This is a genomic window from Psychrosphaera saromensis (assembly GCF_002954545.1).
GTDB classification, from domain to species: Bacteria; Pseudomonadota; Gammaproteobacteria; order Enterobacterales; family Alteromonadaceae; genus Psychrosphaera; species Psychrosphaera saromensis.
In genome coordinates this window covers 2,059,139-2,075,220 of sequence record NZ_MSCH01000003.1, presented here as the reverse complement: position 1 = coordinate 2,075,220, position 16,082 = coordinate 2,059,139, and the positions used below count along the sequence as shown (strand labels likewise).

Annotated in this window: 13 protein-coding genes; 4 read left to right on the top strand and 9 right to left on the bottom strand. The window is 38.1% G+C overall.

Annotation, left to right across the window (positions count from 1 at the left end; all coding sequences use genetic code 11):
* Window positions 1–351: 351 nt before the first annotated feature.
* Both ettA and BTO11_RS09270 read left to right on the top strand, forming a co-directional pair.
* Window positions 352–2,031 (top strand): energy-dependent translational throttle protein EttA, encoded by a 1,680-nt coding sequence (ettA, locus tag BTO11_RS09275; RefSeq protein ID WP_105052346.1) that lies wholly within the window; start codon window positions 352–354, stop codon window positions 2,029–2,031.
* Between the two features lie 168 nt (window positions 2,032–2,199).
* The gene (locus BTO11_RS09270; protein WP_105052345.1) at window positions 2,200–2,559 is read left to right on the top strand and encodes a PilZ domain-containing protein; all 360 of its coding nucleotides are present in this window, start codon (window positions 2,200–2,202) and stop codon (window positions 2,557–2,559) included.
* 102 nt (window positions 2,560–2,661) lie between these two features.
* Here the strand turns inward: BTO11_RS09270 and radA are convergent, their stop codons facing one another.
* Entirely contained in the window at window positions 2,662–4,026 is a 1,365-nt protein-coding gene (radA, locus tag BTO11_RS09265) for a DNA repair protein RadA (RefSeq protein ID WP_105052344.1), read from the bottom strand.
* Between the two features lie 320 nt (window positions 4,027–4,346).
* Between radA and BTO11_RS09260 the strand changes: the two genes are divergently transcribed.
* The gene (locus BTO11_RS09260; protein WP_105052343.1) at window positions 4,347–6,881 is read left to right on the top strand and encodes a PilZ domain-containing protein; all 2,535 of its coding nucleotides are present in this window, start codon (window positions 4,347–4,349) and stop codon (window positions 6,879–6,881) included.
* 193 nt (window positions 6,882–7,074) lie between these two features.
* Here the strand turns inward: BTO11_RS09260 and clpB are convergent, their stop codons facing one another.
* From clpB to rluD, 3 genes are all read right to left on the bottom strand, one after another.
* On the bottom strand, window positions 7,075–9,657 hold the full coding sequence (clpB, locus tag BTO11_RS09255) for an ATP-dependent chaperone ClpB (protein ID WP_105052342.1): 2,583 nt from the start codon (window positions 9,655–9,657) through the stop codon (window positions 7,075–7,077).
* 491 nt (window positions 9,658–10,148) lie between these two features.
* The gene (gene pgeF, locus BTO11_RS09250; protein WP_105052341.1) at window positions 10,149–11,024 is read right to left on the bottom strand and encodes a peptidoglycan editing factor PgeF; all 876 of its coding nucleotides are present in this window, start codon (window positions 11,022–11,024) and stop codon (window positions 10,149–10,151) included.
* Window positions 11,005–11,988 carry a 23S rRNA pseudouridine(1911/1915/1917) synthase RluD gene (gene rluD / locus BTO11_RS09245; protein WP_105052340.1) on the bottom strand — a complete coding sequence of 328 codons (984 nt, stop codon included), beginning with the start codon at window positions 11,986–11,988 and terminating at the stop codon, window positions 11,005–11,007. Before rluD ends, pgeF begins: the two co-directional genes overlap by 20 nt.
* A gap of 121 nt (window positions 11,989–12,109) precedes the next feature.
* Between rluD and BTO11_RS09240 the strand changes: the two genes are divergently transcribed.
* On the top strand, window positions 12,110–12,859 hold the full coding sequence (locus BTO11_RS09240; protein ID WP_105052339.1) for an outer membrane protein assembly factor BamD: 750 nt from the start codon (window positions 12,110–12,112) through the stop codon (window positions 12,857–12,859).
* Window positions 12,860–12,938: 79 nt separating this feature from the next.
* On the opposite strand, the gene BTO11_RS09235 is transcribed toward BTO11_RS09240, so the two are convergent.
* The 5 genes from BTO11_RS09235 to BTO11_RS09215 all read right to left on the bottom strand — a co-directional run bounded on the left by BTO11_RS09235 (window position 12,939) and on the right by BTO11_RS09215 (window position 16,072).
* A complete protein-coding gene (locus BTO11_RS09235) occupies window positions 12,939–13,229 on the bottom strand; it encodes an ArsR/SmtB family transcription factor (RefSeq protein WP_105052338.1) in 291 nt (96 codons plus the stop codon).
* A 2-nt stretch (window positions 13,230–13,231) separates the two neighbouring features.
* The gene (locus tag BTO11_RS09230; RefSeq protein ID WP_105052337.1) at window positions 13,232–13,606 is read right to left on the bottom strand and encodes a response regulator; all 375 of its coding nucleotides are present in this window, start codon (window positions 13,604–13,606) and stop codon (window positions 13,232–13,234) included.
* A 259-nt stretch (window positions 13,607–13,865) separates the two neighbouring features.
* On the bottom strand, window positions 13,866–14,615 hold the full coding sequence (locus tag BTO11_RS09225) for an enoyl-CoA hydratase-related protein (RefSeq protein ID WP_105052336.1): 750 nt from the start codon (window positions 14,613–14,615) through the stop codon (window positions 13,866–13,868).
* Between the two features lie 234 nt (window positions 14,616–14,849).
* Window positions 14,850–15,644, bottom strand: a complete 795-nt coding sequence (locus BTO11_RS09220; RefSeq protein WP_105052335.1) for a HupE/UreJ family protein — start codon at window positions 15,642–15,644, stop codon at window positions 14,850–14,852.
* Complete coding sequence (locus tag BTO11_RS09215) at window positions 15,641–16,072, bottom strand: hotdog fold thioesterase (protein WP_105052334.1); 432 nt, start codon at window positions 16,070–16,072, stop codon at window positions 15,641–15,643. The genes BTO11_RS09220 and BTO11_RS09215 overlap by 4 nt, the downstream gene beginning before the upstream one ends.
* Window positions 16,073–16,082 lie beyond the last annotated feature (10 nt).

Sequence of the window (16,082 nt, the reverse complement as noted above, 5' to 3'; positions counted from 1 at the left end):
GTTAAAAAGTTAACATTACATAATAAAATTTGGCAACATAATACGCGCTAATTAAAAAAAATAATATAGTCAAATCATTAGAAATACTTATGATTTAGAACAATTAAGTATCGACCGTTAGAAAATACGGCACAGGCTTGTTACTTTCTTTTTAGCACTTATAGTTAGTGCAGGTTAAGTGAAATATAAATAAACATAAAAATGCATAATTTAACCTTAATAAATATCACTAACCTTTAGACAACAGACCGTTAATTATCTTATCATTCACCACATTGTTTATGCCGAGTTAAACTACCATTTTTAATCTTTGGCAAACTAACCATCATTTTCATTTTTTAAGGTTTCAATATGGCTCAGCTGTTACCAGATAAGTTCATCATGTCGATGAATCGCGTTTCAAAAATTGTTCCGCCGAAACGTACAATATTAAAAGACATTTCATTAAGTTTTTTTCCTGGCGCTAAAATTGGTGTTTTAGGTTTAAACGGTTCTGGTAAATCAACCTTACTTAGAATTATGGCGGGTGTTGATACAGAATTTGAAGGTGAAGCAAAAGCCCTTTCTGGTATTAAAATCGGTTATTTACCACAAGAACCTCAGCTTGATGAAAATCAAACTGTGCGTGAAGCGGTTGAAGAAGCTGTATCTGAAGTAAAAAATGCCATGGCGCGTCTTGACCAGGTTTATAGTGAATATGCTGAAGAAGGTGCTGACTTTGACAAGCTTGCAAAAGAGCAAGGTCAATTGGAAGATATTATCAACGCACAAGACGGTCATAACATTGATAACACTCTAGAACGTGCTGCAGACGCTCTACGTTTACCAGAGTGGGATCAAAAAATTGCGGTTCTCAGTGGTGGTGAACGTCGTCGTGTTGCCCTATGTCGCTTACTGCTTGAAAAGCCAGACATGTTATTACTTGATGAACCAACCAATCACTTGGATGCAGAATCAGTCGCTTGGCTGGAACGTTTCCTTCATGACTACTCTGGTACTGTTGTGGCTATTACCCATGATAGATATTTCTTAGATAATGTCGCCGGTTGGATTTTAGAGTTAGACCGTGGCCACGGTATTCCTTATGAAGGTAATTATACTAATTGGCTTGAGCAAAAAGATGCACGTCTTGCACAAGAAAAACGTACTGAAAATGCTTTAGCAAAAACCATTAAGCATGAGCTTGATTGGGTACGTTCAAATCCAAAAGGTCGCCAAGCAAAAAGTAAAGCTCGTATGGCTCGCTTTGAAGAGTTATCAAGTAATGAAAACCAAAAGCGTAATGAAACCAACGAATTGTATATTCCACCGGGGCCTCGCCTTGGCGATAAAGTGGTAGATGTTGAAAATTTAACTAAGTCTTATGGCGATCGTGTCTTAATTGATGATTTAAGTTTCTCAATTCCTAAAGGCGCTATTGTTGGTATTATTGGCGCGAATGGCGCGGGTAAATCTACTTTATTTAAAATGCTTTCCGGCGCTGAAACACCAGACTCTGGTACGGTGACTCTTGGTGATACGGTAAAACTTGCCAGTGTTGATCAGTTCCGTGACGACATGGACGACTCTAAAACCGTTTATGAAGAAATATCAGGTGGCAGTGAACTGATTCAAATTGGTACTTATGAAGTGCCTTCGCGCGCTTACGTAGGCCGCTTTAACTTTAAAGGCTCTGATCAACAAAAGATCATTGGTCAACTATCTGGTGGTGAGCGTAATCGTGTTCATTTAGCTAAGTTAGTAAAGACCGGTGGTAATGTATTATTACTGGATGAGCCAACGAATGACTTGGATATTGAAACCTTGCGAGCGCTGGAAGAAGCTATTTTAGAATTCCCAGGTTGTGCCATGGTTATTTCACATGACCGCTGGTTTTTAGATAGAATTGCGACTCATATAATCGATTATCGTGATGAAGGTCAGGTTAACTTCTTTGAAGGTAACTTTACTGAATATGACGAATGGATGAAGAAAACCTATGGTGCTGCAGCAGCAGAACCTCATAGGATCAAATACAAAAGATTAAAATGATCATCCGGTAAACGTTCTACTTTTACCAAGCTATAAATATTAAAAAGGGCATATACTAATAGTATTCATGCCCTTTTTTAATGCTTGCAATTTGAGCAATCTAGAACCATGATAATGTTAATCACATAATAAAAATATTATATTTAATTCAACTGTTAAGGTTTTCATATGGAAGATAAAAGACGTTTTACTCGCATCATCTTTTCTACTGTGGCTAGTTTAAAAGTAGGTGAAAAAACCTATGAAACCAGCTTGGTCGATTTATCTTTAAAAGGTGCGTTAATAAAATCTGAAACCGACCTAAGTGAATACACAGATAAAGATTGTACTTTGTCTTTTACGTTACCTGATACGGAGATCACTATTAAGATCTTTGGTTTTATCGCTCATGTTGAAAAACAAAATATTGGTATTGCCTGTACTAAGATGGACTTGGAAAGTGTGTCTCATTTAAAACGTTTAATTACTTTAAATCTTGGCGATGAAGACTTTTTAAATAGAGAGCTAACTAGCTTATCTTATCCGTAAATTACGCTAACGAGCTTTTTCTATCAAAGCAAAAAGCTCGTCACAAATTAAACAAAACGGCTGAATCAAAACAAAGAACTCAATCGAGTTTTTATAACACTCTTATAAATGCTCTAACGCTTCAGACAATCTAGAGATACCAATTACTTTCATTCCGGCAATCGGCTCTTTTGGCATATTGGACTTAGGCACTATAGCCTTTTTAAATCCATGTTTAGCTGCTTCTCGTAATCGTTCTTGTCCGCTTGGCACAGGTCGAATTTCGCCAGCCAAACCAACTTCACCAAATACCACCAACTCGCGGTCAAGTGGATGATCACGGAAGCTAGAAACCATAGCTAATAATAACGCCAAATCCACACTGGTTTCTGTCACTTTTACGCCGCCAACCACATTAACAAATACATCTTGGTCGCCCAGCATCAAACCGCCATGACGATGCAAAACAGCCAACAACATAGCTAAACGATTTTGATCTAAACCAACCGCAATCCGACGAGGGTTGCCCATTTGTGAGGCATCAACCAAAGCCTGGATTTCTACTAATAACGGACGTGTCCCTTCCCATAAAACCGTAACTGAACTGCCAGAAGAGTCCCCTTCTGCCCTATTCAAAAATATGGCAGATGGATTACTCACTTCTTTTAGCCCTTTGTCTGTCATGGCAAAGACGCCAAGTTCGTTTACTGCACCAAATCGGTTTTTAGTGCCGCGTAGTGTTCGATAGCGTCCGTCTTCGTCACCATCTAACATGACACTTGCATCAATACAGTGTTCCAACACTTTAGGACCCGCAAGCGAACCGTCTTTAGTTACATGACCCACTAACACAACGGCCACATTATTTTGTTTCGCAAAACGCGTTAAATACGCCGCGCCCTCACGAACTTGCGACACACTGCCTGGTGCTGAGGCCACGTCTAATACATGCATAACTTGAATTGAGTCCACCACTATTATTGATGGTTTTAAATTAACCGCGTGAGTACAAATGGTTTCTACATTGGTTTCGGCTAATACGTTTAATTTGTTGGTTGGTAAACCTAAACGGTGAGCACGCATGGCAACTTGCTGTAAGCTTTCTTCACCTGTGACATAAAGCGTGGTCATATGCTCAGCTAAATAACACATGGTTTGTAATAACAAGGTACTTTTACCAGCACCAGGGCTGCCACCTATTAAGATAGCGGATCCCGGAACAATCCCGCCGCCTAAAACTCGGTCAAGCTCTTTATAACCGCTGCTAAATCTAGGCAACGCCTGTAAATCAATGCTACTTAAGGTTTGTACTTTATTCTCTACTTGGCCTGCATAACCTTCATATTTAGACGCAGCGGCAGCTTGCTTTGGCGCAACTCTAAACTCTGAGATGGTATTCCAAGCACCACATTCTGTGCACTGGCCTTGCCATCTTGGAAACTCCCCACCACAATCACTGCATACATATGCTATTTTTGCTTTTGCCATTGACGTTTATTTCCTTTATTGCAACCAAGTATTCAAAGTAGATGTTTAAGTTTACCCGATAAAGATAATTTCAATAAGCATAAACTCGTACCTAATGAACAATAATATTAATTGTATAAATGAAACTAGCGGGGTCTTATCCTGATTATTTTGCTAACACGCTCTTATTTTCTATGGCATATTTGTTGCTTAGCAAGTGTATAGATTCAAATATAAATCTACTTATTTAGTCATTTCAATATAAATAAGTGGTTAACTATTTACGACTCGCGATTTAACAGCGATAATAAAAACAATAAAATCAAAAGGTTATTTAATTCATGGCAGCTGACTTACAGGAGTTCAATGGGATCATTGAAGAACTAAAAGCAGTGATAAATCAACCGGATTTTGACGAACAGTTCAAATCCGCGACTATCGACGTGCCCAAATCAAAGCAATTTTTAATTAAAATGGAGCTAAAACGTTTAGCCCAACCTTGTGCCCGCCTGATTGATTTACGCGGTAGTGTCGATGGTGAAACCAGTTCTTTTGAACACAAAGGTCAAGTCCACTACCTAGATGAGTTAGCCAAAAAAATATTTGAACAACAGATAGAAAAGTTCGGTCGTTATACGGTTGGTGTTTACGAAGCAGTATTACACGCTGACAATAATTTCAAGATCATGGATAAAATCCAACAAGAAAAACGCCTTACAGAAAAAGACAAAACCTTAGCTCCTAAAACCGTAGAGAAAGTAAAAGAAAAGAATCCGGCCAATAGAGTGATCTCAGAACATGGCGGAGAAATCGTCCACTTTGCTCAATACGGCATACGCAACGAAGAGCGTATGAATTTTAGTATTAATGTGGAATTACAGTTTGGTATTGGCAATGTATTAAAAGCCAACACAAGCGACCTCTCCATTAGCGGTGCTAAAGTAAAAATACCCTCGGCTAAAGATGTCGCCTTAGGACAAAAGATCTCACTCTTTTTAACCGGACTTGAAGACGAAGTTTCGCTTAACCTTACTGACGGAATTCAATACGAAATCGTTGGTATTGAAAATGCTGGCCCCAATTATAATTACATCCGAATGAAACGCTCTTTTGCTGAAGAAGTCGGTTCATTTGATGAGTTTTTAAGTGACTTTATAAACAGTAATAAACGTCGTTATAAAGTGAATTTAGAAAACACCTTAGACGCAATTATTATAAAAGGCTTTGAGCAATATTATTTGCCAAGAGCAACATCATTACCTATTTTCATGCGAGAAGTTCAAGGCAGATTATTACCAACGATGGCATTAGCCACTGAGAATAATCGTGAAACCTTAGGCTATTTTAGTGATGAGAATAAAAGCTTAATATTACAACAAGTGTTAAATGAAGCTCGTATTGACGCAATTTTAAGCTCAGGTAATTTAATTCAAGAGTCTCTGCTGTTTTGTTTTACTCACGCTAAACAAGGCAAACTTTATTTTTATACGGCAACTTCTGAAGAACTGAACGCCAGTCCTGAATTAAAAGATGCCTTTATCGGTTTTGGTTCCAAAAAAGCCAGCTGGAAAGTATTTAAGCTACAAGTCTCGATAGCCAATGAAGCAGACGGATATTTACCTTTATCTATTCCTGACAGTGCTGGTGAAGAAATAAAGCTATTAAACCAACCACCTTCAGAAAAAATTCAGTCAATGTTGTCAGGCCTAAAATACGTTGTCACTATGACACCGTTAACCGGTGATAACTTTGCCGAGCAATATCAACAAACTCATGAATTCAGTCAAGACTTAGTGCGTAAATTGACGCAGTTTGGTCACCCTAAGTTAAAACGTTATATTTCCATTGTTGTAGAGTCTATTGAGTACGTTAATTTACGCTCAGAAGAACGTTACCTTTATAAGTCTGGCATTCGTATTGAAGATCCTAATTCTGATACCAGTATCTATGGCGAAACAAGAGACTTTTCCGAGCACGGTTTGCAAATAGTGTTAGACGAAGCGGATGCTCACAAAAAAGGTGACATCGTTCTATTGTCTATGCCGGACTTCCAGCGCGTGACTAAAGCCTTTAAGTTAGAAAAGCTACCTTATGAAGTGATGACTATTTCGCGTAATAAGTTAATTATAAACTTACGCACATTTGAACCTAACGGTGAACACACAGCGTCCAAGTTTTTCAAAAAGCTAATTAATCAAAACAAAGCCAAATTAACGCCAGCAAAAATGGAAAGTAAATTCCATGGATTATCTAAATGCTTACGTAATATCGCGGCTAAAAGTATTCATAACTTCCCGATGTATTTTGCCAAAGAAAATAGCAAGCTCAGAGTAAATACCGCAGGCAAAGGCACTGAAACAAACTTATTACATCAGATGTTATTAAAATATAAACCTGATGCTCATGAAACAACCTTTTATCCTTTGTTAAAAGATCATGCGTTAATCTCAGTATTCTCGCCTATTTTGACTAAATTAAAACGTGCTGACAAACCAGAATACGTTGACTTATATCTTAGATTTAGACCAAATGAAAAAAGCGAAATTCGTGCATTTATGGCGCAATACGACGACCAATTTATGACCACGGAAAAGCTAACCAGCTTTATCGACTCAGCAATTAAAACCGATATATTCTTTGCTTATAGAGTGTTTATCTCTCGCACCGGTAGACCCGACATGAACTACATTGCCAAAGAGTTAGCCTATGTTGGTGATTACGCACTTCATAGAGCCAAAGAAATAGAAGAGCGTTTGTGGAATGTTATCGGCGTAGGTGATGTGATTGATATATCGGAAGAAGTCATGACTCGATTAGGTTTTGAAAACAGTCAATTAAAACAACAGATGCTGAAGAAAAATCGTTTGGTTGATTAAGTTAACTATCTCCTACCTTCTTCTTTAATTGTGGGGAGCATACAGCCCTGACCCGTTTTATTAACAAATTAATCAACAAAAAAGCAGCCCCAATTTAACACTCGATATTGAGCATTAAACTAAAGACTGCTTTTTTTTCCTTCCAGCTTTAAAGCCCTAAAGCCCTAAAGCCCTAAAGCCCTAAAGCCCAAAATCATCTAACAATCACAAACTCATCATCCACCAAGTCCATAACCACTTTATCTTTTGGCTTGATATTGCCACCCAATAGCTCTTGAGCTAGTTTGTTTTCAATGTACATTTGGATTGCGCGTTTTAAAGGTCTTGCGCCATATACTGGGTCAAAACCTGCGTCAGCAATTTTATCAAGCGCGGCGTCTGTTAGTTCCAACTCTACGTCTTGTTCAGCCAAGCGTTTGCGTAATCCTGCTAATTGAATAACGGCTATCTCTTTTATTTCTGCTTTATTAAGTGGATGGAACACAACTGTGTCATCAATCCTATTAATAAATTCAGGTCTAAAGTGTTTACCAACCACTTCCATGACTGCCGCTTTCATTTGCTGGTAGTTATTGTCTGAGTCGTTTACGTACATGCTTTGGATCATGTCTGAACCTAAGTTCGATGTCATGATGATCACAGTATTTTTAAAGTCGACCGTACGGCCTTGACCGTCGGTTAAGCGACCTTCATCTAATACCTGTAATAGAATATTAAATACATCTGGATGCGCTTTTTCAACTTCATCTAACAAAATAACTGAATATGGTTTACGACGTACAGCTTCGGTTAAGTAGCCGCCCTCTTCATAACCAACATAACCTGGAGGCGCACCAATTAAACGAGCCACCGAATGTTTTTCCATAAACTCAGACATATCAATGCGTACCATTGAATCTTCAGAGTCAAACAAGAAGTTAGCCAAGGCTTTGGTCAATTCTGTTTTACCAACCCCTGTTGGGCCTAAGAATAAGAATGAGCCATTTGGTCGGTTAGGATCTGATAATCCTGCACGTGAACGGCGAATTGCATTAGCTACGGCCACTACAGCTTCTGACTGACCAACTACTTTTTTATGCAATTGCGCTTCTAACAGTAAAAGTTTGTCACGTTCGCTTTCAAGCATTTTATTAACTGGAATGCCTGTCCAACGAGATAACACATCAGCTATTTCCGTTTCAGTTACTTTGTTACGTAACAAAGTCATGCCGTGCATATCTACTTGAGATGCTAAATCCAATTGTTTTTCTAGCTCTGGAATACGGCCATATTGTAGCTCTGACATACGCTGTAAATCGCTAGCACGGCGAGCTACCTCTAAGTCCATTCTGGCTTGTTCAAGAGTTTCTTTAATATTTTGGGTGCCTGTTAATGCGGCTTTTTCAGAAACCCACACTTCATCCAATTCATTGTATTTACTATCAAGCTCTTTGATTTGTTCACGAATGATCATTAAGCGATTTTTACTCGCTTCATCCGTTTCTTTTAACAGTGCGTTATCTTCCAGTTTTAACTGGATGATCTTACGTTCTAGTTGTTCAAGCTCTTCTGGTTTTGAGTCAATTTGCATACGAATGCTTGAACCCGCTTCATCAATTAAATCAATGGCTTTGTCAGGTAATTGACGGTCACTTATATAACGGTGAGAAAGCTGTGCCGCTGCAACAATGGCAGGGTCAGTAATATCTACCGAGTGATGTAATTCATAACGTTCTTTAAGGCCACGTAATATGGCAATAGTGTCTTCTACGGTTGGCTCGTCTACTTGTACTTTTTGGAAACGACGTTCTAATGCTGCATCTTTTTCAATGTATTTACGATATTCATCTAATGTCGTTGCGCCAACACAATGTAATTCACCGCGAGCAAGCGCAGGTTTTAACATGTTGCCTGCATCCATAGCGCCGTCAGATTTACCCGCGCCAACCATAGTATGAATCTCATCTATGAACAGAATGACGCGGCCTTCTTCTTTGTCTAGTTCATTTAGAACAGACTTAAGACGTTCTTCAAATTCACCTTTGTATTTAGCACCCGCGATTAATGCGCCTAAATCCAATGACAATACGCGTTTGTCTTTTAAGCCTTCAGGTACTTCGCCGTTAATAATTCGTTGAGCTAGTCCTTCTACAATCGCAGTTTTACCAACACCAGGCTCACCAATTAATACTGGATTGTTTTTGGTTCTACGTTGTAATACTTGTATGGTACGGCGGATTTCTTGGTCTCGGCCTATTACCGGGTCTAATTTACCTTGCTCGGCACGTTCCGTTAAATCGACTGTGTATTTCTCTAATGCTTGTCTTGTGTCTTCGGCATTTTGGTCTTCAACTTTTTGACCGCCACGTACTGATGTAATTGCCGCATCAATTTTTTCTTTGGTTAAACCAAGTAGTTTTAAAATCTTGCCAGCTGCGCCTGCATCATCCACCAGCGCTAATAAAAATACTTCGCTGGTGATAAATTTGTCTTTGCGCTGCTGTGCCAATTTGTCACATAAATTAAGTGCGCTTGCGGTACCTCGAGCAAGTTGAATGTCGCCACCTACACCGGTGACGGTAGCAATTTTTTCTAGTTCTCTTGATACTTTTGAGCGTAGCTCAGGTGCACTAATATGACAGTGATGCAAAATAGTCATTATGGTGCTATTTTTTTGATTTAATAAGGCCTGTAAAACATGCACGGGCTCAATGTATTGATGATCGCGGCCTAACGCCAACGACTGAGCATCTGCAATGGCTTGCTGAAATTTGTTGGTTAATCTATCTAAACGCATATTCATACCCTTAATGAGTTAAATTATTTTAGAGGCTGTTTATTTTTCATATTCTGCAATGTTGGCGTTTTTTAACGGCATCCAGCATGGCTGATAATTTGACAATTGTTATTGTATTTCCTCACCCGATAACAAATAACGAATGAGACTAGATTTCAAAATATGAAAGATAAACAGTCCCTAGCTTATCTAATATCTTACTTAGCTAATTCCTAGCTTACTTATAAGCTTCTAACTATAAAGTTGAGGACAAAAGTCGAAATTTCAATGGCAAAGCTAAGTTATAGTTACAGTTTATGCGTTTTATTTGATAGAAAGTTTGTTCTAAAACAAACAATGATAAATATTTGTAAGTTGGGAATAAAGAACAGAGTAGTTTTAGCAAGACCATGTTTGTTTAATATAAGAAGTTGTTTGGTTGAGTGTAAGAAGTGGTTAATTGAATATAGATAATTACTTTTATAAGTGTCGTTAGCTTTTATAGGAGCCGTTTAGTTCTTTATCCAAATTAACGATGCCATTCGGCCCGTTTGTCCCTCTTTACGATAAGAGAAAAACAGGTCACTTTGCGAGTAAGTGCAATATTCGCCACCGGAAATATACCTTACACCTAACGCGTTTAACTGCACTTTGGCTAATGAGTAAATATCCGCTAGGTACTTTCTACCTTCGGCGGGTTTAGTTTCTGTAAGCTGGCCTTGTTTAGGGCTAAAACATGTTGAGTAACGATTTGATTGCAGCATAAACTCTTGCCTAACATCCTCACCCACTTCAAATGCATTAGGACCTATGGCTGGACCTAACCAAACATGTAACGTTTCGTTTGAGCTGCTCATTGCATTCATTGTTTGTTCAATAATGCCATTGGCTAAACCTTTCCAACCAGCATGAATGGCTGCCACTTCTGTTGCATCATTGTTTACAATTAACAAAGGTAGACAATCCGCCGTCATCACTACACAGGTTGTTTGTGTTTTACTGGTAAAGCTTGCATCCGCTTCTGGGGCTTTGTTGGTGGCGCATTCGTAAAAGTATTGCTGTGGTAATTCTAACACTTTGACACTGTGGGTTTGTTCTAACCAATAAGGTTCAGGTTGGCTGTAGGTATTGCTGTGCTCTTGATTGTTGCTACATGACTCTTTATGTAATCCTTTATCTAATTCTTTAGATTGGTCGTTACTTAAAGCATCACGCAAGATGGCGCGGTTAGCGCGCACATGCGTTAACTTATCACCAACATGTGTGGCTAAATTAAAAGAACCAAAAGGCGCTAAAGAAACGCCCTCTTTTCTTGTTGTCGTTATCGCACCAAATTTTTCTGCAATCTCTGGCGCTAAATAAGGAAAACTAGCAGTAATCCATGTCATCTTTATGCACTTCAAGATCTAGGTCAAGAGACTCTAACAAATGAACAATATCGTCTGGCAATGGCGCCTCAAACTTCATTTCTTCTTCTGTTACTGGATGATGAAAACGTAACATAGCGGCATGCAATGCTTGTCGTTTAAATCCACGCATAGTTTCGATTAATTCTTGTGATGCACCTTTTGGTATCTTAACTCGTCCGCCATATTGAACATCACCCGCTAAAGGATGTTTAATGTGTGACATATGTACCCTTATTTGGTGAGTACGTCCGGTTTCAAGTCTTAATCGAATATGAGTGTGCTCTCTGAACTTTTTAATAACTCGGTAATGCGTAACCGACTCACGACCAAACGCATTAACTGCCATGCTGGTTCGTTTTGTTGGATGACGCCCGATTGCTTTATCCACTGTACCGCCGGCAGTTAACCTACCTAAACAGACAGCTTCATACTCACGCGTCACTTGACGAGCTTGTAAGTCTGCAACCAACTGAGTTTGTGCAGGTACGGTTTTAGCAACCACCATTAAGCCTGTTGTATCTTTGTCCAGACGATGAACTATCCCAGCACGTGGCACTTTATCTATTTCTGGATAATGGTGTAACAATGCATTTAAGATAGTGCCTGACTGATTTCCAGCGCCTGGGTGTACCACTAATCCCATTGGCTTATTGATCACTAAGATGTCGTCATCTTCGTATACAATTTCCAATTTGATGTCTTCAGGCTGATGATGGACTTCTACATCCAATTCAGCATGAATGATAATATCTTCTCCGCCGTTCACTTTTTGTCGAGGTTTTGAAATTATTTCATCATCAACTTGAACTTTTTCGGCTAAGATCCACTCTTTTAATCTGCTGCGTGAATATTCAGGGAACAATTCAGCAATAACCTGATCTAAGCGTTTGCCAAATTGTTCTTCGTTTACTTGTGCTTGTAGTTCAATTGTTTGTTTTGTCATAATAAATAATTTGAATTTTGAAAGTGCATGCTAACGAAGAGTACGTTAGAATGCTGTCGATAGCCGTATTCTACGTGATTTTTTTGATAACGAGAAAAGAAAACTCTCCAGGTAGTAAATAATGTTTAAATTTAACACCCTTCGCCAACTGTCTTTATTAACAGTTTTGTCTGTAAGCCTTGTAGCCTGTACCTCTTCGCCAGAAGAAGATCTTGAGCGAGTTCCAGACAATTCTCCGAAAGCTAGATACGTTGAAGCTAAAAAATCGCTAAATGATGGAATGTATAACCGTGCAATCATTATGTTAAGCGATTTAGAAACACGTTATCCGTTTGGACCACTGTCTCGTCAGATCCAATTAGACTTAATGTTTGCTTATTATAAGTCTGGCAAATTTGCCGAAGCTCTACCATCAATTGACCGTTTTATTAACTTAAATCCCAACCACCCTCAACTAGATTATGTTATTTATATGCGTGGTTTGGTAAACATGGAAACGGGTTTAAATGGCTTTCAAGACTTCTTTGGAATAGAAAGCGATGATAAAGATATGGTTGCTTCTCGTGATGCATTTAACGACTTTAATAAACTGGTAGATACATACCCAGATAGCAAATACATTCCTGATGCAAAAAAACGTATGATGTTTTTATTAGACAAATTAGCGCATCATGAAATTGTTATCGCTGAGTATTACATGCGTCGTTCTGCTTATGTAGCGGCATTAAATCGTTGTAAATACGTTTTAGAATATTACCAACAAAGTACGTCGGTAAAAGATGCATTAACGATTATGATTGAAGCTTATGACAATTTGGGTCTGCCTGAGATGAAAGCAGATGCTGAATTAACCTTACAAAAAAATATGTAGATACTTTTGTATAGTTAATAAAAAAGGAACCTAGGTTCCTTTTTTTATGTCTGATTTTTAGCCCTGCGGTATGCTCGGATTAAGAATACAGCTTGTGTAATAGTTGCATGACTTGCTGTGTGTCTTCGCCATGTAACGAGTAATACACGGTTTGAGATTCTTTTCTAGTTTGCACAAACTGTTCTTTTCGTAATATTGCCAAGTGTTGAGATAAAGCCGATTGGCTAAGTTCAACTCGTTCCGCCAAATCATTTACCGATAGTTCGCCATCTAGTAAATTACATAAAATATAAAGTCGTTTTTCATTTGCCATCGTCTTTAGTAATTTTAATGCTTTTGGTGCACACGATTGCATATCTTGTAACTTCATAATTATCCTTGGAACTTCTTCAAAATTGTACTGATCTTTTTCGGTGAGAATGGTTTAACAATAAAACCAGCAGCGCCGTGTGATAATGAATATTTCACATTATCAACATTACTATGAGCTGAAACCATCACCACAAATGCATTGCTTTTTATGCTGCGAATTTGCTTTAACAGCTCTTGGCCGTCGGCATCTGGTAACTCAATATCTAAAAACACCACGTCTGGGATATTTTGCTTAAATGACTCAATTGCCTCTGCACCACAAGATGCCTCATAGATTTCAGAAGCTTCCATATGGAGTAATGTTTGTTTTAAGAATGCTCTTACCGAGCTAACGTCATCTACAATGAGGTAGGACAGTGAACTTAAATTGGACATTTATTTAATAACTCCACAAGTACATTAAGGTTCATTTCTAAACGACAAAAAAATTAGCTACACATTCTATTTTTGGCAATCTAGCGATGAATACAATTGCTATCAGTATCGGCTGAACACATATTTCTTTAACCAATAACTTCACATTTCTAGACATTATATAGTCAAAGTCTACATAGTGGTATGTCTGAATACATTAATGAGGATAACTCACACCTGGATGTTTGTTAAATAAGCTGATCGGGTAAATATGGTGTTTTTATTTTTTACTAAAGAATGACGATATGATTTTTTGGCTTTGTTCTGAATTTAGTAACATTTCAAATTGTGTTAATTCAGCTTTAATTGTATTTAACACACGTTCTTGTGTATTACTTTTTAATAAGCTTTTACTCGTAGATACCGCATTTTCAGGTAATTTAGTAATTCTTGTGGCGGTTTCAACGGCTAGCGATAATAAGGTATCGCTGGAGCAAACTTTATTGATCAAGCCAATTTCTAGTGCATCATTAGCGCTAAATCTGTCACCTAACACGACCATTTCAAATGCTTTCACGTGGCCGGTGATCCTAGGTAACATTTCACTGCAGGCGGCTTCAGGGCATAAACCTAACTGAGCAAATGGTAATTGGAATATTGTATTGTCTGCGGCATAAACTAAATCACAATGTAGCAACATAGTTGTGCCTATACCGATAGCAGGTCCAGCTACCGCCGCTATTATAGGCTTCTTAGTACTGGCTATTTGGTAAAGAAATTGAACCGTTGGGTGTTGTTCATTTAATGCACCTCCGGCTAAAAAGTCCTTTAAGTCATTTCCGGCGGTAAAACAGTTTTCACCACCGGTTATGATCGCAACGGATATAGTAGGATCGTCATCTAATTGTTGTAACGCAGCGGTCAGCTGACTGTACATGTTTAACGACAATGCATTTTTTGCTGATTCTCTAGCAATAGTTATCGTTAATATACTGTCTGTGACAGAGGTTATAATATGATTGTTATCCACTATTGATGCCTTGCTAAATTAGAGACTAATTAATTCTTACTTATAAAAGTAACTATGCCTATTATTATTACCACTATGATAATGGTGCCTAATCCTAGACCTTTGCTTGAAGAGTTCATACTATTTCCTTTATTATTATTGTTGGAAATTAACTTAGTTGTTACAAAATGATAGCTAAGTCGTTGTAATTACATTAACTCTTCTACATTAACCCTTGGTTAAATTTAATACAACCTAAATATTTAATACCCTTTCAACTGTCCAATATAATCCAACGATCCCAATTAATATTGACCCAGGAATTTGCACACAAAGTCGATAGCTTGGTTTTTTACTCCAAGAATATAATAGCGCTGCAGCAACAGCTAAAACGGCCAACTGACCAACTTCAACACCTATATTGAAGGCAAACAATGACATTAAGAAAGAGTTCGATGGTAAACCAAATTCAGCTAATACAAAGGCAAAGCCCAATCCATGTAATAAGCCAAAGATAAATACCATCGCTAATCGAGAAGTGCCAGTTTCTTGATCCCTAAGATTTTCAAAAGCAACAAACGCAATACTCAGTGCAATTAAAGGCTCCACTATGTCGGCACTGACTTGAACAATACCAGAGGCAGCTAAACCTAAACTAATACTATGAGCCAAAGTAAACGTGGTGACTTGCCAGACAAGTTTGCTAAATATTACCGTAGATAAAAATAGTCCAAGTACAAATAAAATATGGTCAATTCCTTTTGGAATGATATGGATAAAGCCTGAACGTAAATATTTTACAAAACGTTCTGAGCTAGATAATCCATCAACAACATTTATTGTTTGACCATTGTTATTCAAGCCGTTGTTTAACGGGCTAGTACCTCGTTCCATCACAGCTTTCATTTCTGGTGAAATAGCCATAGGTTTTATTTCAGTGGTTTTAACCTTGTCTTTTTCAGCATCACTGTTATCTGCAAAGTTTGCAGCTTGAGTGGATAAACTAATAAAAGAAACCACAAGTAAACAAACCGCTATTAAATTTTTCATTGTTTTACTACCTTAACAACCGCAACGGTTAATCTTGAAATACATGTCATTTTATTTCGGTCATCAAATAATTTAATTTCCCAGACTTGAGAGGTTTTACCTTTATAAACTTGTTCAGCTCGGCCTCTAACTTCACCTTGGCGTACGCCTCGTAAATGGTTGGCATTTACTTCTTGGCCTACACAATAAAATAGAGTTGGGTCTATGGTTAATTGTGCGCCAATCGAACCTAACGATTCAGCCAAAACTACATTTGCGCCACCATGAACCAATTTAAATGGTTGAAAGGTACGATGATCAGCAGGCATTACCCCTTCTATATAATCATCACCAATGTCGGTGATTGTAATTCCCAGATGCTCCAACATAGTGCCTTTGCTCCACGAGTTAATTTCATTTAACTGTGGATTAGAAAACCAAATACTCATTTAAATTCAC